19 protein-coding genes are annotated in these 20,373 nt (G+C 65.1%); 15 read left to right on the forward strand and 4 right to left on the reverse strand.

The window, feature by feature from the left end; genetic code table 11:
* Positions 1-9: 9 nt before the first annotated feature.
* The 4 genes from AB4Z43_RS13460 to AB4Z43_RS13475 all read left to right on the forward strand — a co-directional run bounded on the left by AB4Z43_RS13460 (position 10) and on the right by AB4Z43_RS13475 (position 5,322).
* Positions 10-222: a hypothetical protein gene (locus tag AB4Z43_RS13460; RefSeq protein ID WP_069091890.1), complete on the forward strand. Its 213-nt coding sequence runs from the start codon at positions 10-12 to the stop codon at positions 220-222.
* 130 nt (positions 223-352) lie between these two features.
* The gene (locus AB4Z43_RS13465) at positions 353-1,156 is read left to right on the forward strand and encodes a MipA/OmpV family protein (protein WP_032929781.1); all 804 of its coding nucleotides are present in this window, start codon (positions 353-355) and stop codon (positions 1,154-1,156) included.
* Between the two features lie 283 nt (positions 1,157-1,439).
* The gene (gene ileS / locus AB4Z43_RS13470) at positions 1,440-4,421 is read left to right on the forward strand and encodes an isoleucine--tRNA ligase (RefSeq protein ID WP_441937874.1); all 2,982 of its coding nucleotides are present in this window, start codon (positions 1,440-1,442) and stop codon (positions 4,419-4,421) included.
* A gap of 223 nt (positions 4,422-4,644) precedes the next feature.
* Entirely contained in the window at positions 4,645-5,322 is a 678-nt protein-coding gene (locus AB4Z43_RS13475; protein ID WP_027046714.1) for a hypothetical protein, read from the forward strand.
* Between the two features lie 127 nt (positions 5,323-5,449).
* Here AB4Z43_RS13475 and AB4Z43_RS13480 read toward each other — a convergent pair whose 3' ends face one another.
* A complete protein-coding gene (locus tag AB4Z43_RS13480; protein WP_019857481.1) occupies positions 5,450-5,899 on the reverse strand; it encodes a nucleoside deaminase in 450 nt (149 codons plus the stop codon).
* 241 nt (positions 5,900-6,140) lie between these two features.
* Here AB4Z43_RS13480 and AB4Z43_RS13485 point away from each other — a divergent pair, with 241 nt between their 5' ends.
* From AB4Z43_RS13485 to AB4Z43_RS13505, 5 genes are all read left to right on the forward strand, one after another.
* The gene (locus AB4Z43_RS13485) at positions 6,141-8,246 is read left to right on the forward strand and encodes a pseudouridine synthase (protein ID WP_441937876.1); all 2,106 of its coding nucleotides are present in this window, start codon (positions 6,141-6,143) and stop codon (positions 8,244-8,246) included.
* A complete protein-coding gene (gene rsmD, locus AB4Z43_RS13490; RefSeq protein ID WP_202360237.1) occupies positions 8,243-8,797 on the forward strand; it encodes a 16S rRNA (guanine(966)-N(2))-methyltransferase RsmD in 555 nt (184 codons plus the stop codon). The genes AB4Z43_RS13485 and rsmD overlap by 4 nt, the downstream gene beginning before the upstream one ends.
* A 114-nt stretch (positions 8,798-8,911) precedes the next feature.
* Positions 8,912-10,300 (forward strand): M16 family metallopeptidase, encoded by a 1,389-nt coding sequence (locus tag AB4Z43_RS13495; protein WP_038646121.1) that lies wholly within the window; start codon positions 8,912-8,914, stop codon positions 10,298-10,300.
* A gap of 200 nt (positions 10,301-10,500) precedes the next feature.
* On the forward strand, positions 10,501-11,823 hold the full coding sequence (locus AB4Z43_RS13500) for a M16 family metallopeptidase (protein ID WP_027046715.1): 1,323 nt from the start codon (positions 10,501-10,503) through the stop codon (positions 11,821-11,823).
* Complete coding sequence (locus AB4Z43_RS13505) at positions 11,820-12,689, forward strand: patatin-like phospholipase family protein (protein ID WP_069091895.1); 870 nt, start codon at positions 11,820-11,822, stop codon at positions 12,687-12,689. Before AB4Z43_RS13500 ends, AB4Z43_RS13505 begins: the two co-directional genes overlap by 4 nt.
* A gap of 13 nt (positions 12,690-12,702) precedes the next feature.
* Here AB4Z43_RS13505 and AB4Z43_RS13510 read toward each other — a convergent pair whose 3' ends face one another.
* A complete protein-coding gene (locus AB4Z43_RS13510; RefSeq protein ID WP_019857486.1) occupies positions 12,703-13,239 on the reverse strand; it encodes a dihydrofolate reductase family protein in 537 nt (178 codons plus the stop codon).
* A gap of 207 nt (positions 13,240-13,446) precedes the next feature.
* Positions 13,447-14,016: an elongation factor P gene (gene efp, locus AB4Z43_RS13515; protein WP_010915481.1), complete on the reverse strand. Its 570-nt coding sequence runs from the start codon at positions 14,014-14,016 to the stop codon at positions 13,447-13,449.
* A gap of 129 nt (positions 14,017-14,145) precedes the next feature.
* On the opposite strand from efp, the gene epmA reads away from it, so the two are divergent.
* Positions 14,146-15,192, forward strand: coding sequence for an EF-P lysine aminoacylase EpmA (gene epmA / locus AB4Z43_RS13520; protein WP_069091898.1), 1,047 nt, complete (start codon positions 14,146-14,148; stop codon positions 15,190-15,192).
* Positions 15,193-15,217: 25 nt separating this feature from the next.
* On the opposite strand, the gene AB4Z43_RS13525 is transcribed toward epmA, so the two are convergent.
* Positions 15,218-15,634 (reverse strand): VOC family protein, encoded by a 417-nt coding sequence (locus AB4Z43_RS13525; RefSeq protein ID WP_069091899.1) that lies wholly within the window; start codon positions 15,632-15,634, stop codon positions 15,218-15,220.
* A 167-nt stretch (positions 15,635-15,801) separates the two neighbouring features.
* On the opposite strand from AB4Z43_RS13525, the gene AB4Z43_RS13530 reads away from it, so the two are divergent.
* The 5 genes from AB4Z43_RS13530 (at position 15,802) to waaA (ending at position 20,373) form a co-directional block, all read left to right on the forward strand.
* Positions 15,802-17,145: a TldD/PmbA family protein gene (locus AB4Z43_RS13530; protein ID WP_069091900.1), complete on the forward strand. Its 1,344-nt coding sequence runs from the start codon at positions 15,802-15,804 to the stop codon at positions 17,143-17,145.
* Entirely contained in the window at positions 17,132-17,941 is an 810-nt protein-coding gene (locus tag AB4Z43_RS13535; RefSeq protein WP_019857490.1) for a 3'(2'),5'-bisphosphate nucleotidase CysQ, read from the forward strand. The genes AB4Z43_RS13530 and AB4Z43_RS13535 overlap by 14 nt, the downstream gene beginning before the upstream one ends.
* Before the next feature lie 76 nt (positions 17,942-18,017).
* Positions 18,018-18,263, forward strand: a complete 246-nt coding sequence (locus AB4Z43_RS13540) for a DUF4170 domain-containing protein (protein ID WP_019857491.1) — start codon at positions 18,018-18,020, stop codon at positions 18,261-18,263.
* 5 nt (positions 18,264-18,268) lie between these two features.
* Positions 18,269-19,060 (forward strand): lysophospholipid acyltransferase family protein, encoded by a 792-nt coding sequence (locus tag AB4Z43_RS13545; protein ID WP_019857493.1) that lies wholly within the window; start codon positions 18,269-18,271, stop codon positions 19,058-19,060.
* Complete coding sequence (waaA, locus tag AB4Z43_RS13550) at positions 19,057-20,373, forward strand: lipid IV(A) 3-deoxy-D-manno-octulosonic acid transferase (protein ID WP_019857494.1); 1,317 nt, start codon at positions 19,057-19,059, stop codon at positions 20,371-20,373. The genes AB4Z43_RS13545 and waaA overlap by 4 nt, the downstream gene beginning before the upstream one ends.

The raw sequence follows: 20,373 nt of genomic DNA on the forward strand, positions 1-20,373 counted from the left end.
AGGAAAACGATGAACGCTGACGGGATCGTCGCCCTTGTCACCGCTGCCGGCATCGAGCTTACCGACCGCCGCCGTAACGCCGAGGGCGACGGCTGGTCGCTAAGCTTTGCCAACGGTGCAACGGTGGAGGTGGGTGACGACGGATCGGCCCGCATTGCCGGCAAGGGCAGCAAGGCCGTGAGAGGGCTGCTGGACCTGCCGACCGCGCCGCGCCGCGTCTGATCCGGCGCGGCCGGACACACGGTTGGCCGACGCAACTGTTACGGATGTTAAGTCAAATTTTACCGAACTGGCGCCATGGCTTGAGCGATGCCGGGTGTTTGTTCCGGCGTGTTTCGCGTATGGGGTATCGATGCGTATTGTCCGAGCGATTCCGCTGCTTCTGACGGCCTCCTTGCTGGGCGCTTCCGCCGCCGAGGCCGGCGACGGCCCCTTCGGCTGGCTGTCCGGCGACTGGTACCTGACGGTTGGCGCCACGGGCATGGTCGCGCCGAATTTCGAGGGCGGCAAGAAATACATGCTCAGCGCCCAGCCCATCATCTCCCTGGGCAAGGCCGGTCCCCAGGCTCGCTTCACCTCGCGCAATGACAATATTTCGCTGGCGCTGGTCGATGATGGCGGAGTCCGCGCCGGCCTGACCGGCAAGTTCCTGTTTTCGCGCAGCAGCGACGACGAACTCGAGGGACTCGATCCGGTGCGCTGGGGTGGCGAAGTCGGCGGCTTCTTCGAATTCTATCCGACGGACTGGATGCGCGCGCGCGCCGAATTGCGTCATGGCATCCGTGCCCATAACGGCTTTGTCGCCGATATCGCCGCCGACGCCTTCTACGATGTGACGCCAACGGTCAGGATTTCGGGCGGCCCGCGCGTGTCCTTTGCTTCGGCAAACTATTTCGACGCCTATTATGGCGTCAACGCGCAGGAAGCCGTGGCCTCGGGCCTGAGCCAGTATAATCCCGGTGGCGGCCTGAAATCCGTCGGCCTGGGCGGCGCGGTGACCTGGAAGGTAACCGATCCGATGACAGCCAGCCTGTTCGGCGAATATTCGCGCCTGGAGGGGCCGGCAGCCGATTCCAGCCTGGTCAGGGAGCGCGGCGACCGCAACCAGTTCATGGTCGGTGTGTCGACCACCTATCGCTTCGACTTCAAGATGTAGGCGAATCGAACGAGACGCTTTATTCCTGCGTCCATCTCCGCTAAAAGCCACGCCATGATGAGCTTTTCGCGCCTTTTCGCGATCGCGATACGAATTACTGGCCCGGTGTTCCAGGTGGCCTGAGCGCCGCCGGAACCGCCGGGAGTTTCGCGCGCGCCCTCGCGCTTTTTCAGAACATCGACGCATATCGCCCAAAAGTGGGTCCGGTTTTGGGAACGATGTGCGTCAATCAAAGACTTCAACGCCCGGCTTTGTGCCGACGGGCTACGCAGATGGCAGATCAATGACCGACACTGTTGAAACGATCGACTATTCCAAGACGCTTTATTTGCCGCAGACGGATTTCCCGATGCGCGCCGGCCTGCCTGAGAAGGAGCCGGTGCTGGTCAAGCGCTGGCAGGACATGGACCTCTACGCCAAGCTGCGTGAGAGTGCCGCCGGCCGCACGAAATATGTGCTGCATGACGGCCCGCCCTACGCCAACGGCAATATCCACATCGGCCATGCGCTGAACAAGATCCTAAAGGACGTCATCACCCGCTCTTTCCAGATGCGCGGCTATGATTCGAACTACGTGCCTGGCTGGGACTGCCACGGCCTGCCGATCGAGTGGAAGATAGAGGAGCAGTACCGCGCCAAGGGCAAGAACAAGGACGAGGTGCCGGTCAACGAATTCCGCAAGGAATGCCGTGAGTTCGCCGCGCACTGGATCACGGTGCAGGGTGGCGAGTTCCAGCGGCTTGGCGTCATCGGCGACTTCAAGAATCCCTATACGACGATGGCTTTCCATGCCGAGGCGCGCATCGCCGGCGAACTGTTGAAATTCGCCCTGTCGGGCCAGCTCTATCGCGGCTCGAAGCCGGTGATGTGGAGCGTTGTCGAGCGCACCGCATTGGCCGAAGCCGAGATCGAGTATCAGGACTATGAGTCAGACACGATCTGGGCGAAGTTTCCGGTGGCCAATCTTGTCGTCGCCAATGTCGTGGACGGGCAGCCGGCGGAGCTCAATCCAGACCTGAGCGGACGGTCGCTGGATCTGCTGGACGCCCATGTCGTCATCTGGACCACGACGCCCTGGACCATCCCGGGCAACCGCGCCGTCAGCTATTCGCCGCGCGTCGCCTACGGGCTCTATGAGGTGACGGCGGCCGAGAATGCCTTTGGCCCGCAGCCGGGTGAGAAGCTGATCTTCGCCGACGCGCTGGCCGAGGAAAGCCAGGCCAAGGCCAAGGTCACCTTGAAGCGCCTTCACGATGTCAGCGCCGAACAGCTTGGAAATCTTGTGCTTTCACACCCGTTCAAGGGTCTCGGCGGCGGTTACGAGTTCCCGGTGCCGATGGTTGCGGGCGATCATGTGACCGACGATGCCGGCACCGGCTTCGTCCACACCGCGCCTGGCCATGGGCGCGAGGATTTTGACGCCTGGATGGACGCCGCACCCCAGCTGCGCACGCGTGGCATCGACACCGTGATCCCCTTTACTGTCGACGATGCCGGCTTCTTCACCAGGGACGCGCCAGGCTTCGGCCCGGATCGCGAGGGCGGGGCCGCGCGTGTCATCGACGACAATGGCAAGAAGGGCAACGCCAACCAGGCCGTGATCGACGAGCTGATCAAGCGCAACGCGCTCTTCGCGCGCGGCCGCCTGAAGCACAGCTACCCGCATTCCTGGCGGTCGAAGAAGCCGGTGATTTTCCGCAACACGCCGCAATGGTTCGTCTACATGGACAAGGACCTCGGCGACGGCACGACACTGCGCAGCCGCGCCTTGAAGGCCATCGACGACACGCGCTTCGTGCCGGCTGCGGGCCAGAACCGCATCCGCGCCATGATCGAGGAGCGCCCCGACTGGGTGCTGTCGCGCCAGCGCGCCTGGGGCGTGCCGATCGCCGTCTTTGCCGATGAGGACGGCAACGTTCTGAAGGACGCGGCGGTCAACCAGCGCATCATGGACGCTTTCGAGGAAGAGGGCGCCGACGCCTGGTTCGCCGCCGGCGCCAAGGAACGCTTCCTCGGTAATCACGATGCGTCCAAATGGAAGCAGGTGATGGACATCCTCGACGTCTGGTTCGATTCGGGCTCGACGCATGTTTTCACGCTGGAGGATCGCCCTGACCTGAAATGGCCGGCCGACGTCTATCTCGAAGGGTCCGACCAGCATCGCGGCTGGTTCCACTCTTCGCTGCTCGAAAGCTGCGGCACCAGGGGCAGGGCGCCTTATGACACCGTCGTCACCCATGGCTTCACCATGGACGAGGACGGACGCAAGATGTCGAAATCGCTCGGCAACACGGTGGTGCCGCAGGACGTCATCAAGCAGTCGGGCGCCGACATATTGCGCCTATGGGTGGTGACGACGGATTATTGGGAAGACCAGCGGCTCGGCAAGAACGTGCTGCAGACCAATATCGACGCCTACCGCAAGCTGCGCAACACCATTCGCTGGATGCTGGGCACGCTCGCCCATGACGATGGCGAGACCGTGCCGCTGGAAGCGATGCCGGAGCTTGAGCGGCTGATGCTGCATCGGCTGGCCGAACTCGACGAGGTGGTGCGCCAGGGCTACGACGCCTTCGAGTTCAAGCGCATCACCCGCGCGCTCATCGATTTCATGGTGGTCGAGCTGTCGGCCTTCTATTTCGACATCCGCAAGGACGCGCTCTACTGCGACGGACCGTCAAGCGTGAAGCGCAAGGCCTCGGTGCAGGTAGTGCGCAATCTTTTCGACTGCCTGGTGAAATGGCTGGCGCCGATGCTGCCCTTCACCATGGAAGAGGCTTGGCTCGACCGTCATCCCGATGCCGTTTCGGTGCATCTCGACCAGTTCCCGGAAATTCCGGCGGATTGGAAGAATGAGGCGCTGGCGGAAAAGTGGCGCAAGGTGCGGCAGGTGCGCCGCGTCGTCACCGGCGCGCTCGAGATCGCGCGTGCCCAGAAGGTGATCGGCTCCTCACTGGAAGCGGTGCCGGTCGTCACCATCAACGACGCAGCGCTCGAAGCGGCGATATCGGACGTCGACATGGCCGAGATGGCGATCACCAGCGATCTCGTCATTGCCCATGGCCAGGCGCCGGAAGGCGCCTTCACCCTCGACGATGTCAAGGGCGTCGCCGTGGTGGTCGAGAAAGCCGAGGACCGCGGCCTGGTCAAATGCGCGCGTTCCTGGCGCTACACGGCCGATGTCGGGCAGGATCCTGCCTTTCCCGATGTCTCCGCGCGTGATGCCACCGTGCTGCATGAGCTGAAGGCGCTCGGCCGGCTCTAGGTGCATGTCGCCCGAAACTTTGCCGCGCGATCAATAGTGCACAAATGCCACGCCGGGCGGTGCAAATCCGCCCGTGCGTTGCCCTTAACGAGCGGTTGAGGTAAACACGCGAAACTCCGGAAGACAAATTGTCGCCGGATTTCCGTCGCAAGTGCTTGGACGATGGGGACCGGTCACAAGACTGGTGGCGATCGAGAGGCTGTCTAGAGTGGGACTTTTTGGCATGACCGAGAGATATAAGGCGCGCCTTGCGCTGCTGGCGCCGCTTGTCGCATCGGGCCTCGCTCTATCCGGCTGCATGGGTTCTCCGACCTATGGCACCGACAAGACCGCTGCCGAACAGCTGGCCGGCGATCTCACCGGCGCCGTTTCCTTCGCGCCGAAGCGCAAGGATCCGATCGACTACAAGCCACGCCCCACCTTGGTGAAACCCGCTCCCGGACAGAAGGAAGCGCTGCCTGCGCCTCAGGAAAGCATCGAGACGGCAAGCGCCGAATGGCCCGAATCGCCCGAGCAACGCCGCGCGCGCCTGCGCGCCGACGCCACCGCCCACCAGAATGATCCGAACTATCAGGCTGAGATCGTCGACGATGTGCAGACCGATCCGGCCTCGGTCAAGAAGGCGATGGCGGATTCAGGCTCCAGCCACCCGCCGGCCTGGACACCCGCTGATTCCGACAAGGGCCGCGCCGCCGAGATCCAGCGTCGTCTTGCCGCGAGCAAGCAGGGCGACCCCAATACCCGCAGATATCTGAGCGAGCCGCCATTGGCCTATCGTGTCGCGGCCGGCACCGCGCCGCAGAACGAACTCGGCGAGGACGAATACAAGAAGGAACGCCGCCTGAAGAAAGAGGCGGAAGGCAAGAAGTCCGGCTGGTTCGACTGGTTGCCGTCCCTGTAAGAGTAATTCCAGGAAAAGTGTGAAGCGGTTTTCCCGGGAAAAGCGCGTAGCGCTTTCACTACGGAGTTGCGTCAAGACAAAGAGCCTGAGAACGGCCACGCTGCCCTTTCGGGCGGAACGGCGCGGTTCAGTCGCGACGTTCCTTGAAAAAATCCTTCAGCAGCAGGGCAGCCTCGGTCTCGCCCATACCCGGATAGATGTCGGGCGTGTGGTGGCAGGTCGGCGAGGCGAAGAAGCGCACGCCATTGACCACCGCACCGCCCTTTTCGTCGGCGGCGCCGAAGTAGAGACGGCGTAGCCTGGCGAAGGCGATGGCGCCGGCGCACATGGCACAAGGTTCCAGCGTCACATAGAGATCGTGGCCGGTGAGCCGCTCGCTTGAGAGTTTGCCGCAGGCTTCGCGGATGACCAGCATCTCGGCATGCGCAGTCGGGTCGGCAAGCTCGCGGGTGCGGTTGCCGGCTTTTGCAACGACGGTGCTGCCGTTGGCGACGACGGCGCCGACCGGCACTTCGCCGCGCAAGGCTGCCGCTTCGGCCTCCTCAAGCGCCAGCGCCATGAAATCCGGCCGCTTCACGCGGTTTCCATTCCGATTATCTCCTCGCCACTCCTGGCTTTTGGTTTTCGTTTGTCTTCCCGGGAAAACCGGTTCCCACTTTTCCCTGACAAACTCCCGCGATCCTGTTATGGAGCGCATCAACCCGAAAATCGGACTCGATTTTCGGAAAAGATCATGCGCCAAATCAAAGTGCTACAGCGTTCGTTGCGCGCCCGAAAGGATGCGCCACGCTGTAGCAGCGCAAACGGACAAAGGCCACATGGACGACAACGACAAGAAATCTCCGCGCCAAAAAGGCCCGGGCAAGAAACCTGCGGCTCCGCGAGGCGACAGGAAGCCATCCTTCGGCGCCAAGAAACCCTATGCGCCGCGCGGCGATCGGCCGATGGCCGTCGAGGGCGAACGGCCGAAGCGCGACTTCAAGGGCGGCGACAAGCCATTCAGCAAAGGCCCACGTAAGCCTTACGCACCGCGTGGCGATCGATCGACGGCGGCTGAGGGCGAGCGCAAGCCCTACGAGAAGCGCGAAGGACCGCGCAAACCCTATGCGCCGCGCGGCGACCGTCCGACGGCGGCCGAAGGCGAACGCAAGCCCTATGAAAAGCGCGAAGGATCGCGCAAACCCTATGCGCCGCGCGGCGATCGGCCCATGGCGGCTGAAGGCGAGCGCAAGCCGTATGAGAAGCGCGAAGGCCCGCGCAAACCCTATGCGCCGCGCGGCGACCGTCCCATGGCGGCTGAAGGCGAGCGCAAGCCCTACGAGAAGCGCGAAGGGCCGCGCAAGCCATATGCGCCGCGCGGCGATCGTCCGGTTGCCGCATCGGCGGAGGGCGGCGAAAAGCGTTTCGACCGTCCCAAGCGTGATTTCGGCGATCGCCCGAAGCGTGACTTTGCCGACCGCCCAAAGCGTGACTTTGGCGGTGACCGCCCCAAGCGTGATTTCAGCGATCGGCCCCAAGGGGCATCGGCCGGCTTCAAGCCGCGCCCGCGTCCCGCGGAGGCCACGGAAGAGGCCAGCGAGCGCATCGCCAAGCGGCTGGCGCGCGCTGGGCTTGCTTCGCGCCGCGACGCCGAGGAATTGATCGCCGCCGGCCGCGTCAAGGTCAACGGCCGCGCTCTGACTTCGCCGGCCTTCAATGTGATGCCTGGCGATATCATCCATCTCGACGGCATGGAGATCCCGCCGATCGAACGCACGCGCCTGTTCCTGTTCCACAAGCCGGCCGGCGTCGTCACCACCAACCGTGACCCCGAAGGCCGCAAGACCGTTTTCGACGTGCTGCCGGCCGAATTGCCGCGGCTGATGACCATTGGCCGCCTCGACATCAACACCGAAGGCCTGCTGCTGCTGACCAATGATGGCGGCCTGTCGCGCGTGCTCGAACTGCCGGCCACAGGCTGGCTGCGCCGCTACCGCGTGCGCGTCCACGGCAAGGTCGAGGAAAGCGCGCTTGCCGGTCTGCGCGAAGGCATTGCCGTCGATGGCGTCTTCTACGGTGCCATCGAAGCCAGCCTCGACCGCGAGCAGGGCTCCAATGCCTGGCTGACGATCGGCCTGCGCGAAGGCAAGAACCGCGAAGTGAAGAACATCCTCGGCGCGCTCGGTCTCGACGTGACTCGGCTGATCCGCATTTCCTATGGGCCGTTCCAGCTCGAGGATCTTCCCGAGGGCCATGTGCTGGAGATCAAGGGCCGCGTGCTGCGCGACCAGCTTGGCGAGCGCCTGGTGGAGGAGTCCGGCGCCAATTTCGACGCAGAGATAGCAAAACCGTTCTCCAACAAGCCGGTGCGGCGCACTGAAGTTCGCGAGCCGGAACCCGAGCGGCCGAAATTCACGCGCGACGGCGAGCGCCGGCCGATCGGCGAGGGCGGGTTGATCAAGAACCGCAAGCGCCGCGAAGGCAGCCGCGACGAGGCGCTCGGCAAGCTGTCGACCAGTCCCGACAGAGGCGAGAGGCCGGAAAAGAGCTTTGGCGAACGCGGGTCCCGGCCCGAACGCGGCGGCTTTGGCGACAAGCCACGTGGCAGTTTCGGCGACAAACCGCGCGGTGGCTTCGGCGACAAGCCTCGTGGCGGTTTTGGCGGCAAGAAATCCGAGCGCGAGCAGCGGCCGATAGAGCCGCCCGGCCAGCGCAAGGCCAATGTCTGGATGGCGCCAGGGGCCCGGCCGATCGGCAAGGGCAGGGCGGAAGCCGACGCCGCCAAGGCGGCGGAGGCCAAGGCGCGCAAGGCCTCGTTCAAGCCGTCCTATGGCAAGCCCGCTGGCAAACCAGGCGGCGCAAAGCCGTTCGTCAAGCCGCGTGGCGAGCGTCCGGCTGGCGGTGAACGGCCGCGTGGCGGTCCCAAGGGTCCCCGCACAAGATGAGGATCGTCGGCGGTGAGTTTCGTGGGCGTCCGCTGGCGACGCCCCGCAGCAGCGCCATCCGTCCGACGACCGACCGCACCCGCGAGGCCGTCTTCAACGTGCTGGCGCATCGCTTTGCCGAACAGCTGGACGGCGCGCGCGTCCTGGACCTGTTCGCCGGCACCGGGGCGCTTGGTCTGGAAGCGCTGTCGCGCGGCGCATCCTATGGCGTCTTCATCGAGGAATCGGCCGAAGGCCGCGGCCTGATCCGCGACAATGTCGAGGCCTTCGGCCTGACCGGACGCACCAAGATCTTTCGCCGCGACGCCACCGGCCTTGGCGAGGCGGGCACGCTGGCGCCGTTCGGCCTGGTCTTCGCCGACCCGCCCTACGGCAAGGGGCTGGGCGAGCGCGCGCTGCAGTCTGCCAGAGCCGGCGGCTGGCTGCGCCCCGGCGCGCTCTGCGTGGTCGAGGAGACGGCGGCGGCTCCCTTCGAGCCGGGTCCCGGCTTTTCGGTGCTGGACGAGCGCAACTATGGCGAGACCATCATCCGCTTCATCGAGGCTGCGTGACACGCCTGCATCGAGCGGTGGCCTCTTTGCCGCCGCCTTTGCCGGCAACAACAAATCACTTTGCTTGTCGCCAGCACCTTGCCTATCGTCTTGAAGAGAAAACCGGAGCCATTGATGACATCCAGGGCTGAATGGCTGCGGACGACACTGCTGGCAACCTCGCTGGCCTTCACGCTCACCGGCCCCGTGCTGGCCGACAGCAGCGCGTCGCCCGACAAGACGCCGGCCGAATTCAAGGTGACGGATTTCCTGCTCGATAACGGCATGGAGGTGGTCGTCATTCCCGACCATCGCGCGCCGATCGTCACCCATATGGTCTGGTACAAGATCGGCAGCGCCGACGAGCCGCCCGGCAAATCCGGCATCGCCCATTTCTTCGAGCATCTGATGTTCAAGGCGACGACAAATCACGCCTCCGGCGAGTTCGACCGCGCCGTCTCCGACATTGGCGGCTCCAACAACGCCTTCACCTCCTACGACTACACCGCTTTCCACGAGACGGTGGCGCCCTCGGCGCTTGAGCAGATGATGGGTTTCGAGGCCGACCGCATGCGCAACCTCATCCTCACCGACGACGTCATCAAGACCGAGCGCGACGTCATCCTGGAAGAGCGCCGCTCGCGCATCGACAACAATCCGCAGGCGGTGCTCGACGAGGAAGTCGATGCCACGCTGTGGCAGAACCAGCCCTATCGCATTCCGGTCATCGGCTGGATGCAGGAGATGGAGCAGCTCAACCGCACCGACGCCGTCGCTTTCTATGACAAATACTACCGGCCCAACAACGCCGTCCTGATCGTGGCCGGCGATGTCGAGCCGGAGACGGTCAAGGCGTTGGCCGAAAAGACCTATGGCAAGGTGGCGCGCGGGCCGGACCTGCCGCCGCGCATCCGCCCGGTCGAGCCGGAGCAGAACACCAAGCGCACGGTCACGCTCACCGACGCCCGCGTCAGCGTGCCGAGTTTCTCGACGCAATGGGTGGTGCCGTCCTACCACACCGCCAAGCCGGGCGAGGCCGAGGCGCTCGACCTCTTGGCCGAGATCCTCGGCGGCGGCAACCGCAGCCGGCTCTACCAGGCGCTGGTGGTCAAGCAAGGCATCGCTTCCAATGCCGGCGCGTATTTCCAGGGCACCATGCTCGACGACACCAATTTCACCGTCTATGGCGCGCCGCGCGGCGACGCCAAGCTGGCCGACGTCGAGGCCGCGGTCGATGCGGAGGTGGCGCGCATCGCCAGCGGCGGCGTCACGCCGGATGAGCTGGAAAAGGCCAAGGACCGCTATATCAGGTCGATGGTCTTTGCCCGCGACAAGCAGGACTCCATGGCCGAAATCTATGGCTCGACGCTGGCCACCGGCGGCAACGTGCAGGATGTTCAGCAATGGCCGGACCGCATCCGCAAGGTCACTGCGGACGAGGTCAAGGCCGTCGCCGCGCGCTATCTGGTGCTGGCCCGCTCGACATCAGGCTATCTCTTGCCGCAGCAACAGGCGGGGAATTGATGATGAACTCGACACATATGCGCGAGGCGGTGACGGCGCCTTCCCTTCTCCCCTTGTGGGAGAAGGTGGATCGGCGCGCAGCGCCGAGACGGAGGAGGGGTGCGTGCCGGATCGCCGTCCTTGCCAAGCTGGAACACCCCTCATCTGACCTCGCTTCGCGAGGCCACCTTCTCCCACAAGGGGAGAAGGGAAGACCGCGCGTGGCCACCGCCCTCGCAACCCTCTTCCTTTCCATCCTTTTCCTGATCCTGCCCGCGCTTGCCGCGCGCGCGATGGATATCCAGCAGGTCACCTCCCCAAAAGGCATCACCGCATGGCTGGTTGAGGACTATTCCGTACCGATCGTCGCCGTCCGTTTCGTCTTCGGCGGCGGCTCGACGCAGGATCCGGTGGGCAAGGAGGGCTTGGCCAATCTGATGACCGGCCTGTTCGACGAGGGCGCCGGATCCCTCGATTCGGAAGCCTTCCAGGTCAGGCTCGACGATGCCGGCGCCGAGATGAGCTTCGAGGAGACCCGCGACGGCGTCTATGGCTCCATGCGCATGCTGGCCGAGCAGCGCGACGAGGCCTTCGACCTGTTGCGGCTGGCGGTCAACGAGCCGCGCTTCGACCAGGCGCCGATCGACCGCATCCGCGCCCAGATCCTGTCCGGCATCATCGCCAACGAGAATGATCCCGACACGGTGGCGCAGAACAAATGGGCGCGCGCCGTCTATGGCGACCATCCCTATTCGCGCTCCGACCAAGGCACAAGGCAGAGCATCGCCGCCATCACCAAGGACGATCTGAAGGCCCTGCACAAGGCGGTGTTCGCGCGCGGCGGCCTGCATGTCGCCGTGGTCGGCGCCATCGATGCCGAGACGCTGAAGAAGAAGCTGGACATGGTGTTCGGCGATCTGCCGAAGGACCAGGCGCTCGCCCCGGTCTCCGATGTCGAGCCGAAGCTGGCGCAGCGCGTCGAGGTCAATTACGACCTGCCGCAGACCTCGCTGCAGCTCGCCTGGCCGGGCGTGAAGCGCAAGTCGGCCGATTTCTTCCCCGCCGTGCTGATGAACGAGATCCTGGGCGGCGGCACCTTCACCTCGCGCCTGTTCGAGGAGGTGCGCGAAAAGCGCGGGCTGGCCTACAGCGTCAATTCCTCGCTGGTCAACCAGGACCATGCCAACGCGCTGATCGTCACCACCGGCACGCGTTCGGACCGCGCGTCCGAGACGCTCGGCATCGTGCGCGACGTCGCCAGGCAGTTGGCTGAGGAAGGCCCGACCGAAGCTGAACTGGCGGCGACCAAGAAATATCTCATCGGCGCCTATGCCATCACCAATCTGGACTCTTCGAGTTCCATCGCCGCGACGCTGGTCGAATTGCAGCTCGACGATCTCGGCATCGACTACATGCAGCGTCGCGCCGGCTACATCAACGCGGTGACCCTCGACCAGGTCAAGGCGGCGGCGAAAAAGCTGCTGACGGCCGACCCGACCATCATGGTGGTCGGGCCGCCGCTGGCCGGAGCCGGCAAGGGATGAGCCCGACATTCGGCATAGCCTTCGGCGGCGGCGGCGCGCGCGGCCTGGCGCATATCCATGTCATCGAGGCGCTGGACGAGCTCGGCATCAAGCCGGTGGCGATCGCCGGCTCGTCGATCGGCGCCATCATGGGCGCCGGCATGGCCGCGGGCATGACCGGCAAAGAGATCCACGACTATGCCCGCTCGATACTCGGCCGCCGCGCCGAAGTGGCGAGCCGCATGTGGCGCGCGCGGCCAGGCACCATCGCGGAGGCCATGCAGAATGGCATCCGGGTCAGCCAGTTCAATGTCGAGCGTATCCTCAAGGCATTCCTGCCCGAGGCCATTCCCGAAACTTTCGCCGAACTGAAAATCCCGCTGAAGGTGACCGCGACCGACTATTTCGGCCACAAGCTCGCCGTGTTCGACGAAGGCGACCTGCATTCCGCGCTTGCAGCCTCTGCCGCCATTCCCGCCGTGTTCCGCCCGGTGACGCGCGACGGCAGGCTGCTGATCGACGGCGGCATCTACAACCCCGTGCCCTTCGATCTCATCGAGAACGACGCCGACATCATCATCGGCGTCGACGTGGTCGGTGCGCCGGAAGAGGCCGACCGCAAGCACCCCACCTCCGTCGACCTGATGTTCGGCGCCACGCAGCTGATGATGCAGTCGATTATCGCCAACAAGCTGAAACAGTGCCGCCCCGACATTCTGGTCCGCCCGGCGGTGTCGAAATACCGCGTGCTGGATTTCCTGAAGATCGATGCGCTGATGAACGAGACGGCTGACATCAAGGATCAGCTGAAGCGCGAGGTGGAGCGGGTGGTGGAGGCGCGCAATGGCGCCGCCATCAAGCGGAGGCGAGGGAAGAAGGCCGGGTGAGTGGTGAGGCCGGCTAAGACTTCGCCGGCGCATACTCCAACGCAACAACGCCGTTGCTGAACGGCGTGGCCAAGATCAGCTCGAGCGGCACTTGTTCGCCCGGCGGGAACAGCGGCTTGCCCTGGCCGACGGCGCCGGGATAGCTGAGCAGCCTGACGCGGTCGACCAGCCCGTGGCGCAGCAATTCCTGCGCGACGCTGAGGCTGCCATGCACATAGATGTTGCCGCCGCTGCCTTGCTTCAGCGTCCTCACCGCTTCCGGTAACGCACCCCTGAGGAGCTCGGCCGGCTTCCAGTCGAGCGCCTTCAGGCTGGTTGAGGCGACATATTTCGGCAGCGCGTTGAACCGGTCGGCAAAATCCCCGGTTTCCCCAGGCCATGAGCCGGCAAAGATCTCATAGGTCGTGCGCCCCAGAAGCATGGCGCCGCTGTCGGCAAGTTCATCCTCCTTGAACCTGTTCATCTCGTCATTCCAGGTCACGCCAGGCAATTTCTCGACCTCGGCAATGCCGTCGACGCTGATGAATTCGGTGACGATGAGTTTTCTCATGGCGTTCTCCTCTCACTCAAAGGACGAACCACATGGACCTTTTGCTACAAGCTTCGTGAAAAATATCGCTGTGCTGTGTTGTTTTAGCCGACGTCAGAGGCAAGCGCCGACCTCAGCCGACCTTGATGCTCGGCGCCAATCGATGATGTGTGGTCGGTCAACAGGCCGAAACAGGCGCTGCCGAGGTTTCGTGATGCCGAGTAACCCTCAGTCCTTCGCTCGCTCCACATAGGACCCATCCGCCGTCATCACCACCACGCGGGTACCCGGCGCGATATGCGGCGGCACTGCGGTGCGCACGCCATTCGAAAGCACGGCGGGCTTGTAGGAGGACGATGCCGTCTGGCCCTTGGTCGTCGGCTCGGTTTCGACCACTTCGAAGGTGGCGCGCTGCGGCAGGACCAGGGAAATCGCGATGCCGTTGAACTGCGAGACCTGCACAGGCATGCCTTCCTGCAGATAGGGTGCTGCGTCGCCGACCACGGCTTCGCTCACCGCCACCTGGTCGTAGGTTTCCGGGTTCATGAAGTGGAAGCCTTCGCCGTCGGCGTAGAGGAAGGTGTGCTCGCGCTCCTCGACATAGGCGCGCTCCACCTGCTCGGTGGTGCGGTAGCGCTCCGAAACCTTCACCCCGTCGCCGATGCGGCGCATGTCGAGCTGTGTCACGGGCGTGCCCTTGCCTGGGTGGATGTTTTCGGCAAAGAGGATCACATAAAGCTTGCCGTCCTTGTCGACGACATTGCCTTTGCGGAGCGAACTGGCGATGACTTTCACCACGGTTTTAAATCCTGCGAGAGTTGACGGGCGTTTGCCGGCTTGTGCGGCGCTGGTAGCGCATCTTGGCGCGAACCGCCAGCCCTCACTGCAAACTGACATGGCGCGCGCCTGCACGCCTTCAAATCGCCCATGACCGCCGCTTCGCCCTGGTGGACGCCTGACGTTCACGCCGACCGGCGCCCGCGCCTGATGCTGCGCAACGGCCTCACGGCCGCTCTGCGCGACTGGTTTGCCCGCAACGATTTCATCGAGGTGGAAACGGCGGCGCTGCAGGTCTCGCCCGGCAATGAGGCGCATCTGGCGGCTTTCGCCACGGAAGCGGTCGGGCCGGACGGCGCGCGTGCGCCGCTTTATCTCCACACCTCGCCGGAATTCGCCTGCAAGAAGCTGCTCGCCGCAGGTGAACAGCGCATTTTCAGCCTCGGTCCGGTCTACCGCAACCGCGAGCGCGGCCCCTTGCATCATCCCGAATTCACCATGCTCGAATGGTACCGGGTGGGCGAGACCTATGAGAGCCTGATGCGCGATTGCGCCGATCTGCTGGCGCTGGCCGCGACGCGGGCAGGGGCGGCGCGCCTTTCCTTCCGGGGCCGCGACTGCGATCCGTTCGCCGAGCCGGAACGGCTGACGGTGGCGGACGCCTTTTCTCGCCACGCCGGCATCGATCTCCTGGCCACTGTCGCCGCCGATGTCGGCACCGACCGGGACGCGCTGTACGCCGCCTTGACCAAGGCCGGCCTGCGCACGGCGCCCGACGACAGCTGGGCCGACCTGTTCAGCCGCGTGATGGTGGAAAAGATCGAGCCTAATCTCGGCCTCGGCCGCGCCACCATCCTGTGCGAATACCCGGTCGCCGAGGCGGCGCTTGCCCGGCCGAGCCCGCGCGACCCGCGCGTCGCCGAGCGCTTCGAGCTCTATTGCTGCGGCGTCGAACTCGCCAACGGCTTCGGCGAACTGACCGATGCCGAGGAGCAGCGACGTCGCTTCATCCTCGAAATGGACGAGAAAGAGCGCATCTATGGCGAGCGTTATCCGCTGGACGAGGATTTTCTCGCCGCCCTTGCCATCATGCCGCAGGCCAGCGGCATCGCCCTCGGCTTCGACCGCCTGGCGATGCTGGCCACCGGCGCCCAGAAAGTAGAGGACGTGATCTGGACGCCGGTCGCCGGCTCTTGAGCCACAGGCAGCGTAGTGCCCAACCTCAGTGCGCGAAAACCTGCTCCAGCGAGCGAAAACCCTTGAATTCCAGGGCGTTGCCGGAGGGGTCGCGGATGAACAGGGTCGCCTGTTCGCCGGGCTCGCCCTTGAAGCGGACCATTGGCCGTTCCAGCCAGTCTATGTCGTCGCGCGCTTCCAGCCCGGTCGCCAGGCGCCGCCAGTCGTCCATCAGCAGCACGGCGCCGAAATGCGGGATCGGCACCAGAATGCCGTCGACCTTGCCGTCGCTGGCGGCTTGCGCGGCCTGCGGCCGCAGATGCGCCGACATCTGATGGCCGTAAAGATCGAAGTCCACCCAGGTCGCCGACGAGCGGCCGATCGCGCAGCCCAGCACTTCGCCATAGAAAGTGCGGGTTTCATCGAGATCACGGACCGGGAAGGCGAGATGGAAAGGCGTCATGAAGGATGCTCCGTGCGGGCTGCGGGCTGATTTTGCGTCACAGGGTTCGCGACGGGAACCATGTGGCGATGCATTTTGATTGAAGCCTGTGCCATTGCACAAGCCGGACCGGAACAATAGATGGGGGGCGCGGCCGCAAGCTGGCCGCGACAAGCAGGATCACAGGCATGGCCGATACATCAGACGCTAAAAAACTGACCGACCGCGTCGCGTCGCTGGTCGAGGCCGCCAAGAAGGCCGGCGCCGATGCCGCCGATGCGGTTGCCGTGCGCGGCCGCTCCACCGGCGTGTCGGTACGGCTCGGCAAGGTCGAGGCCACCGAATCGTCGGAGGCCGAGGATGTCTCGCTGCGCGTCTTCGTCGGCCAGAAAGTGGCGAGCGTCTCGGCCACTGCCGCATCCGACCCGCGCGCACTGGCCGAGCGCGCCGTTGCCATGGCGAAGGTCTCGCCCGAGGATCCCAATCAGGGTCTGGCCGATCCGGCGCTGCTGGCGAGGCAAATGCGCGATCTCGACCTGTTCGACGCCACCGAAGTGTCGGCCGACCAGTTGAAGGAAGCAGCCCTTGCGGCCGAAGCGGCGGCACTTGCCGTCAAGGGCGTGACCAATTCGGCCGGCAGCGGCGCCAGTGCCGGGCTGGGCGGTATCGTGCTGGCCACCTCGCACGGCTTCATCGGCCACTATGTCGGCTCGCGCTTCTCGCGCTCGGCCAGCGTCATCGCCGGCGAGGGCACCGGCATGGAGCGCGACTATGAATTTTCCTCGCGCCAGCATTTTGCCGATCTCGACGCGCCGGAAGATATCGGCCGCAAGGCCGGGGAACGCGCCGTGCGCCGCATCGGCGCGCGCAAGGCGACGACCGGGCCGGTCGACGTGGTGTTCGACCCGCGCGTGGCGCGTGGCATCGCCGGCCATCTTGCCGGCGCCATCAACGGCGCGTCCGTTGCGCGCAAGACCTCGTTCCTGCGCGACATGATGGGCAAGCAGGTGGCCGCATCGGCCATCACCGTCACAGACGAGCCGCTCAGGCCGCGTGGCCAGGCCTCGCGCCCGTTCGATGGCGAGGGCGTCGAGGGCGAGAAGCTTCTCATGGTCGAAAAGGGCGTGCTCAACCACTGGTTCCTGTCGACCTCGGCGGCGCGGGAACTGGGATTGATCACCAACGGCCGCGGCTCACGCAGCGGCTCTTCCGTCTCGCCGTCCTCCACCAATCTCGCCATCGAGCCGGGCGAACGCTCGCCGGAGGATTTGATCAAGTCGCTCAAGAGCGGCTTCTACGTCACCGAAGTGTTCGGCCAGGGCGTCGACATGGTGACCGGCGAATACAGCCGTGGCGCTTCCGGTTTCTGGATCGAGAACGGTGAACTGGCCTATCCGGTCGCCGAAGTCACCATTGCCTCGAACCTGAAGACGATGTTCCTCAACATGGTGCCGGCCAATGACCTCGACCGCAATTTCGGCACCGCCGCGCCGACGCTCCTGATCGAAGGCATGACCCTTGCCGGAGCCTGAACTGACCGCTGCCCCCTCCGGCACCATTGGGGATCTGCCGCTGTTGCGCGATGCCGCCCGCGAGGCGGGCCTGATCGCCATGCAGTACTTCGGCAACAGCCCACAGGTCTGGATGAAGGGCGGCACCTCGCCGGTCAGCGAAGCCGATCATGCAGCGGACGCCTATCTGCGCGGCACGCTGCTGGCGGCGCGGCCGGATTATGGCTGGCTGTCGGAAGAGACAGTCGACGATCCGGCGCGGCTTTCAGCACGCCGCACCTTCGTCGTCGATCCGATCGACGGCACGCGCGGCTTCCTCGAGGGACAGCGCACTTGGTGCGTCAGCGTTGCCGTGGTCGAAGAGGGCCGCACGCTTGCCGGCGTGCTCGAATGCCCGGCAATGGACGAGACCTACTGGGCGCTGCCCGGCCAGGGCGCATTCCGCAACGGCAAGCGCATCGGCGTGCGTACGCTTGGCGACAAGGCCGAGATTTCAGGGTTGAAGCAGCTGATCGACCTGATGCCGGCCGGCTGGCAGAAGCGGCTGGTACGGGCGCCCTACAGCCCCTCGCTTGCCTATCGCCTGGCGATGATCGCCAACGGCACGCTCGACGCCACCTTCGTCAAGCCGAATGCGCATGACTGGGACATCGCCGCCGCCGATCTGATCCTGCGCGAGGCCGGCGGCCAGTTGCTCGACCCGCATGGCCGCGCGCCGCTCTATGCCGGCGAGGTGACCCGCCACGGCGCGCTCGCGGCCGGCAGCGGTGAGTTGCTGGCGGTGCTCGTCGATGTCATCGCCGGGCTGGACGCGTGAAAGCACATTCGCAGGTTCCAAAGTCGGCGGCTTTGGTCTAGACCTGTCACAAACTCACAATATGTGAAGGACCGACATGACCGCGGAAGACGGGAAGAAACAGCTTTTGCATCTGGTGTTCGGCGGCGAACTGAAGAAGCTTGGGACCACCGAGTTCCGCGATCTCGACGGGCTCGACATTGTCGGTATCTATCCCGATTATCAATCCGCGCACACGGCGTGGAAGGCCAAGGCGCAAGCCAGCGTGGACAATGCCCATATGCGTTATTTCGTCGTTCATCTGCACCGTCTGCTGGACCCCGACAACAAGGCTGCCGGTTGACTTCGATGGAGCATGACCTGGCGAAAGGGCCAGCCAGCGACGCCGCGCCGACTGGCAGGGGCGGCAGCCGCGCGACCAAGACGTTCTGGCGCAAGGTGCGCGAGCCGCTCGCGCAGTCGCGATTCGTCAAGAACGCCATTGCCAGCCTGCTCGCACAGTTCGTCCGCCTGGTTCGCCTGACCAGTCCCCTGGTCGCCGGCTCGGCGCGCTTTTCGGGCGGCGCCTATGCCGAATTCGAGCCAGGCATCATCGCCCTGTGGCACGGCCAGCATCTTTTGACGCCGGCCTACTACCCCAAGCGCAAGCCGCTGGTCGCCATGGTGTCGCGCAGCGCCGATGCCGAGCTCAATGCGCTGATGCTGGAGAAATTCGGCATCGAGGCGGTGCGCGGTTCCGGTGGGCGCGACAATGCCCGGCATCTCGACAAGGGTGGGGCCAAGGCCTTGATTGCCCTCAAAAAGTCGCTCACCGCCGGCAAGAACGTCGCCATGATCGCAGACATTCCGCATGGCACGCCGCGCGACGCAGGGCTCGGTATCGTTCTCCTGGCGCGCCTCTCTGGCCGGCCGCTGCTGCCTGTCGCCATCGCCACCAGCCGTCGCAAGGTGCTGGAAAAGAGCTGGGACAAGACGACCATCAACCTGCCTTTCGGCCGTTCCGCCGTGACCATCGGCGCGCCGATCTTTGTCGCGGCCGACGCCGATGACGCCGAAATGGAGCGCAAGCGCCAGGAAATCACCACCGCTCTCAATGCCGCGACGGCCGAGGCCTACCGTCTCGTGGATGGCCGGCGATGAGCGGTCGCTGGGCGCGCGCCATGCTGACGGCATACCGTTTCGCCGGTGCCGCAGCCTATCCGCTGGTCGGGCCCTATGTCGCCTGGCGCACCTCGCGTGGCAAGGAAGACCGCCACCGTCGCCGCGAGCGCTACGGCGTCGCCGGCCGCCCGCGCCCCGAAGGGCCCGTGATCTGGATCCATGCCGCGAGCGTCGGCGAGACCATCGCCGTGGTGCCGCTGGTCGAAAGCATTCTCGACTACGGCGTCAACATCGTGCTGACAACCGGCACGGTGACATCGGCCCAGGTCGCCGACGAACGGCTCGGAGACCGCATCATCCACCAATATGTGCCGCTGGATCTTAAGCCGGCGGTCAGCCGGTTTCTCGATCACTGGCAGCCGGACCTGGCGATTATCGCTGAATCCGAGATCTGGCCGATGACCATCCTCGAGCTTGGCGCGCGCCACGTGCCGCAGGTGCTGGTCAATGGCAGGCTGTCCGACCGCTCTTTCACTTCGTGGAAGAAACGCGCCAACATCGCCGAGGCGCTGTTCGAGAATCTCGCCCATGTCGTTGCCCAGTCCGATGTCGACGGCGAGCGTTTTCGCGCGCTTGGCGCCCGGCCGGTCACCGTTTCCGGCAACCTCAAGGTCGACACCAACCCGCCGCCGGTCGACGAACGGGTATTGGCCTCCTTGCAGCGGCAGATCGGCGGCCGCCCGACCTGGGCGGCAATCTCGACCCATGACGGCGAGGAAGTGGTCGCGGCGGAAGTCCATGCGACGCTGCACAAGCGTCACCACGGCCTGCTGACGATCGTCGTTCCGCGCCATCCCGATCGCGCGGAAAGCCTTGCCGCGCAGATTTCCGGCATGGGGCTGAAGGTCGCGCGGCGCAGCAAGGGCGACCGTATCGGGCCCGACACCGATATCCTGCTCGGCGACACGATCGGCGAGATGGGGCTCTATCTGCGGTTGACCGAAATCGCCTTCGTCGGCCGCTCGCTGACCTCCGAGGGCGGGCAGAATCCGCTCGAACCGGCCATGCTCGACACAGCGGTTCTGGCGGGCCGCAATGTGCAGAATTTCCGCGAGGCCTATCAGCGGCTGATCGACAGCGGCGGCGCCAAGCTGGTGCGTGATCGCGACATGCTGGCCGGCGCCGTCAACTTCCTTTTGACCAACGAAGTGGCGCGCCACGAGATGATGGCGGCAGGGGTGGCGACCGTCGACGAGATGCGCGGCGCGCTGGCACGCACGCTGAAATCGCTCGAACCCTACATCCAGCCGCTGGTCGTCAAGTCGCGCCTGAAGGGCGCCAACGGGCGCTAG

The organism is Mesorhizobium sp. 2RAF45, from assembly GCF_052115225.1.
GTDB lineage: Bacteria > Pseudomonadota > Alphaproteobacteria > Rhizobiales > Rhizobiaceae > Mesorhizobium > Mesorhizobium jarvisii.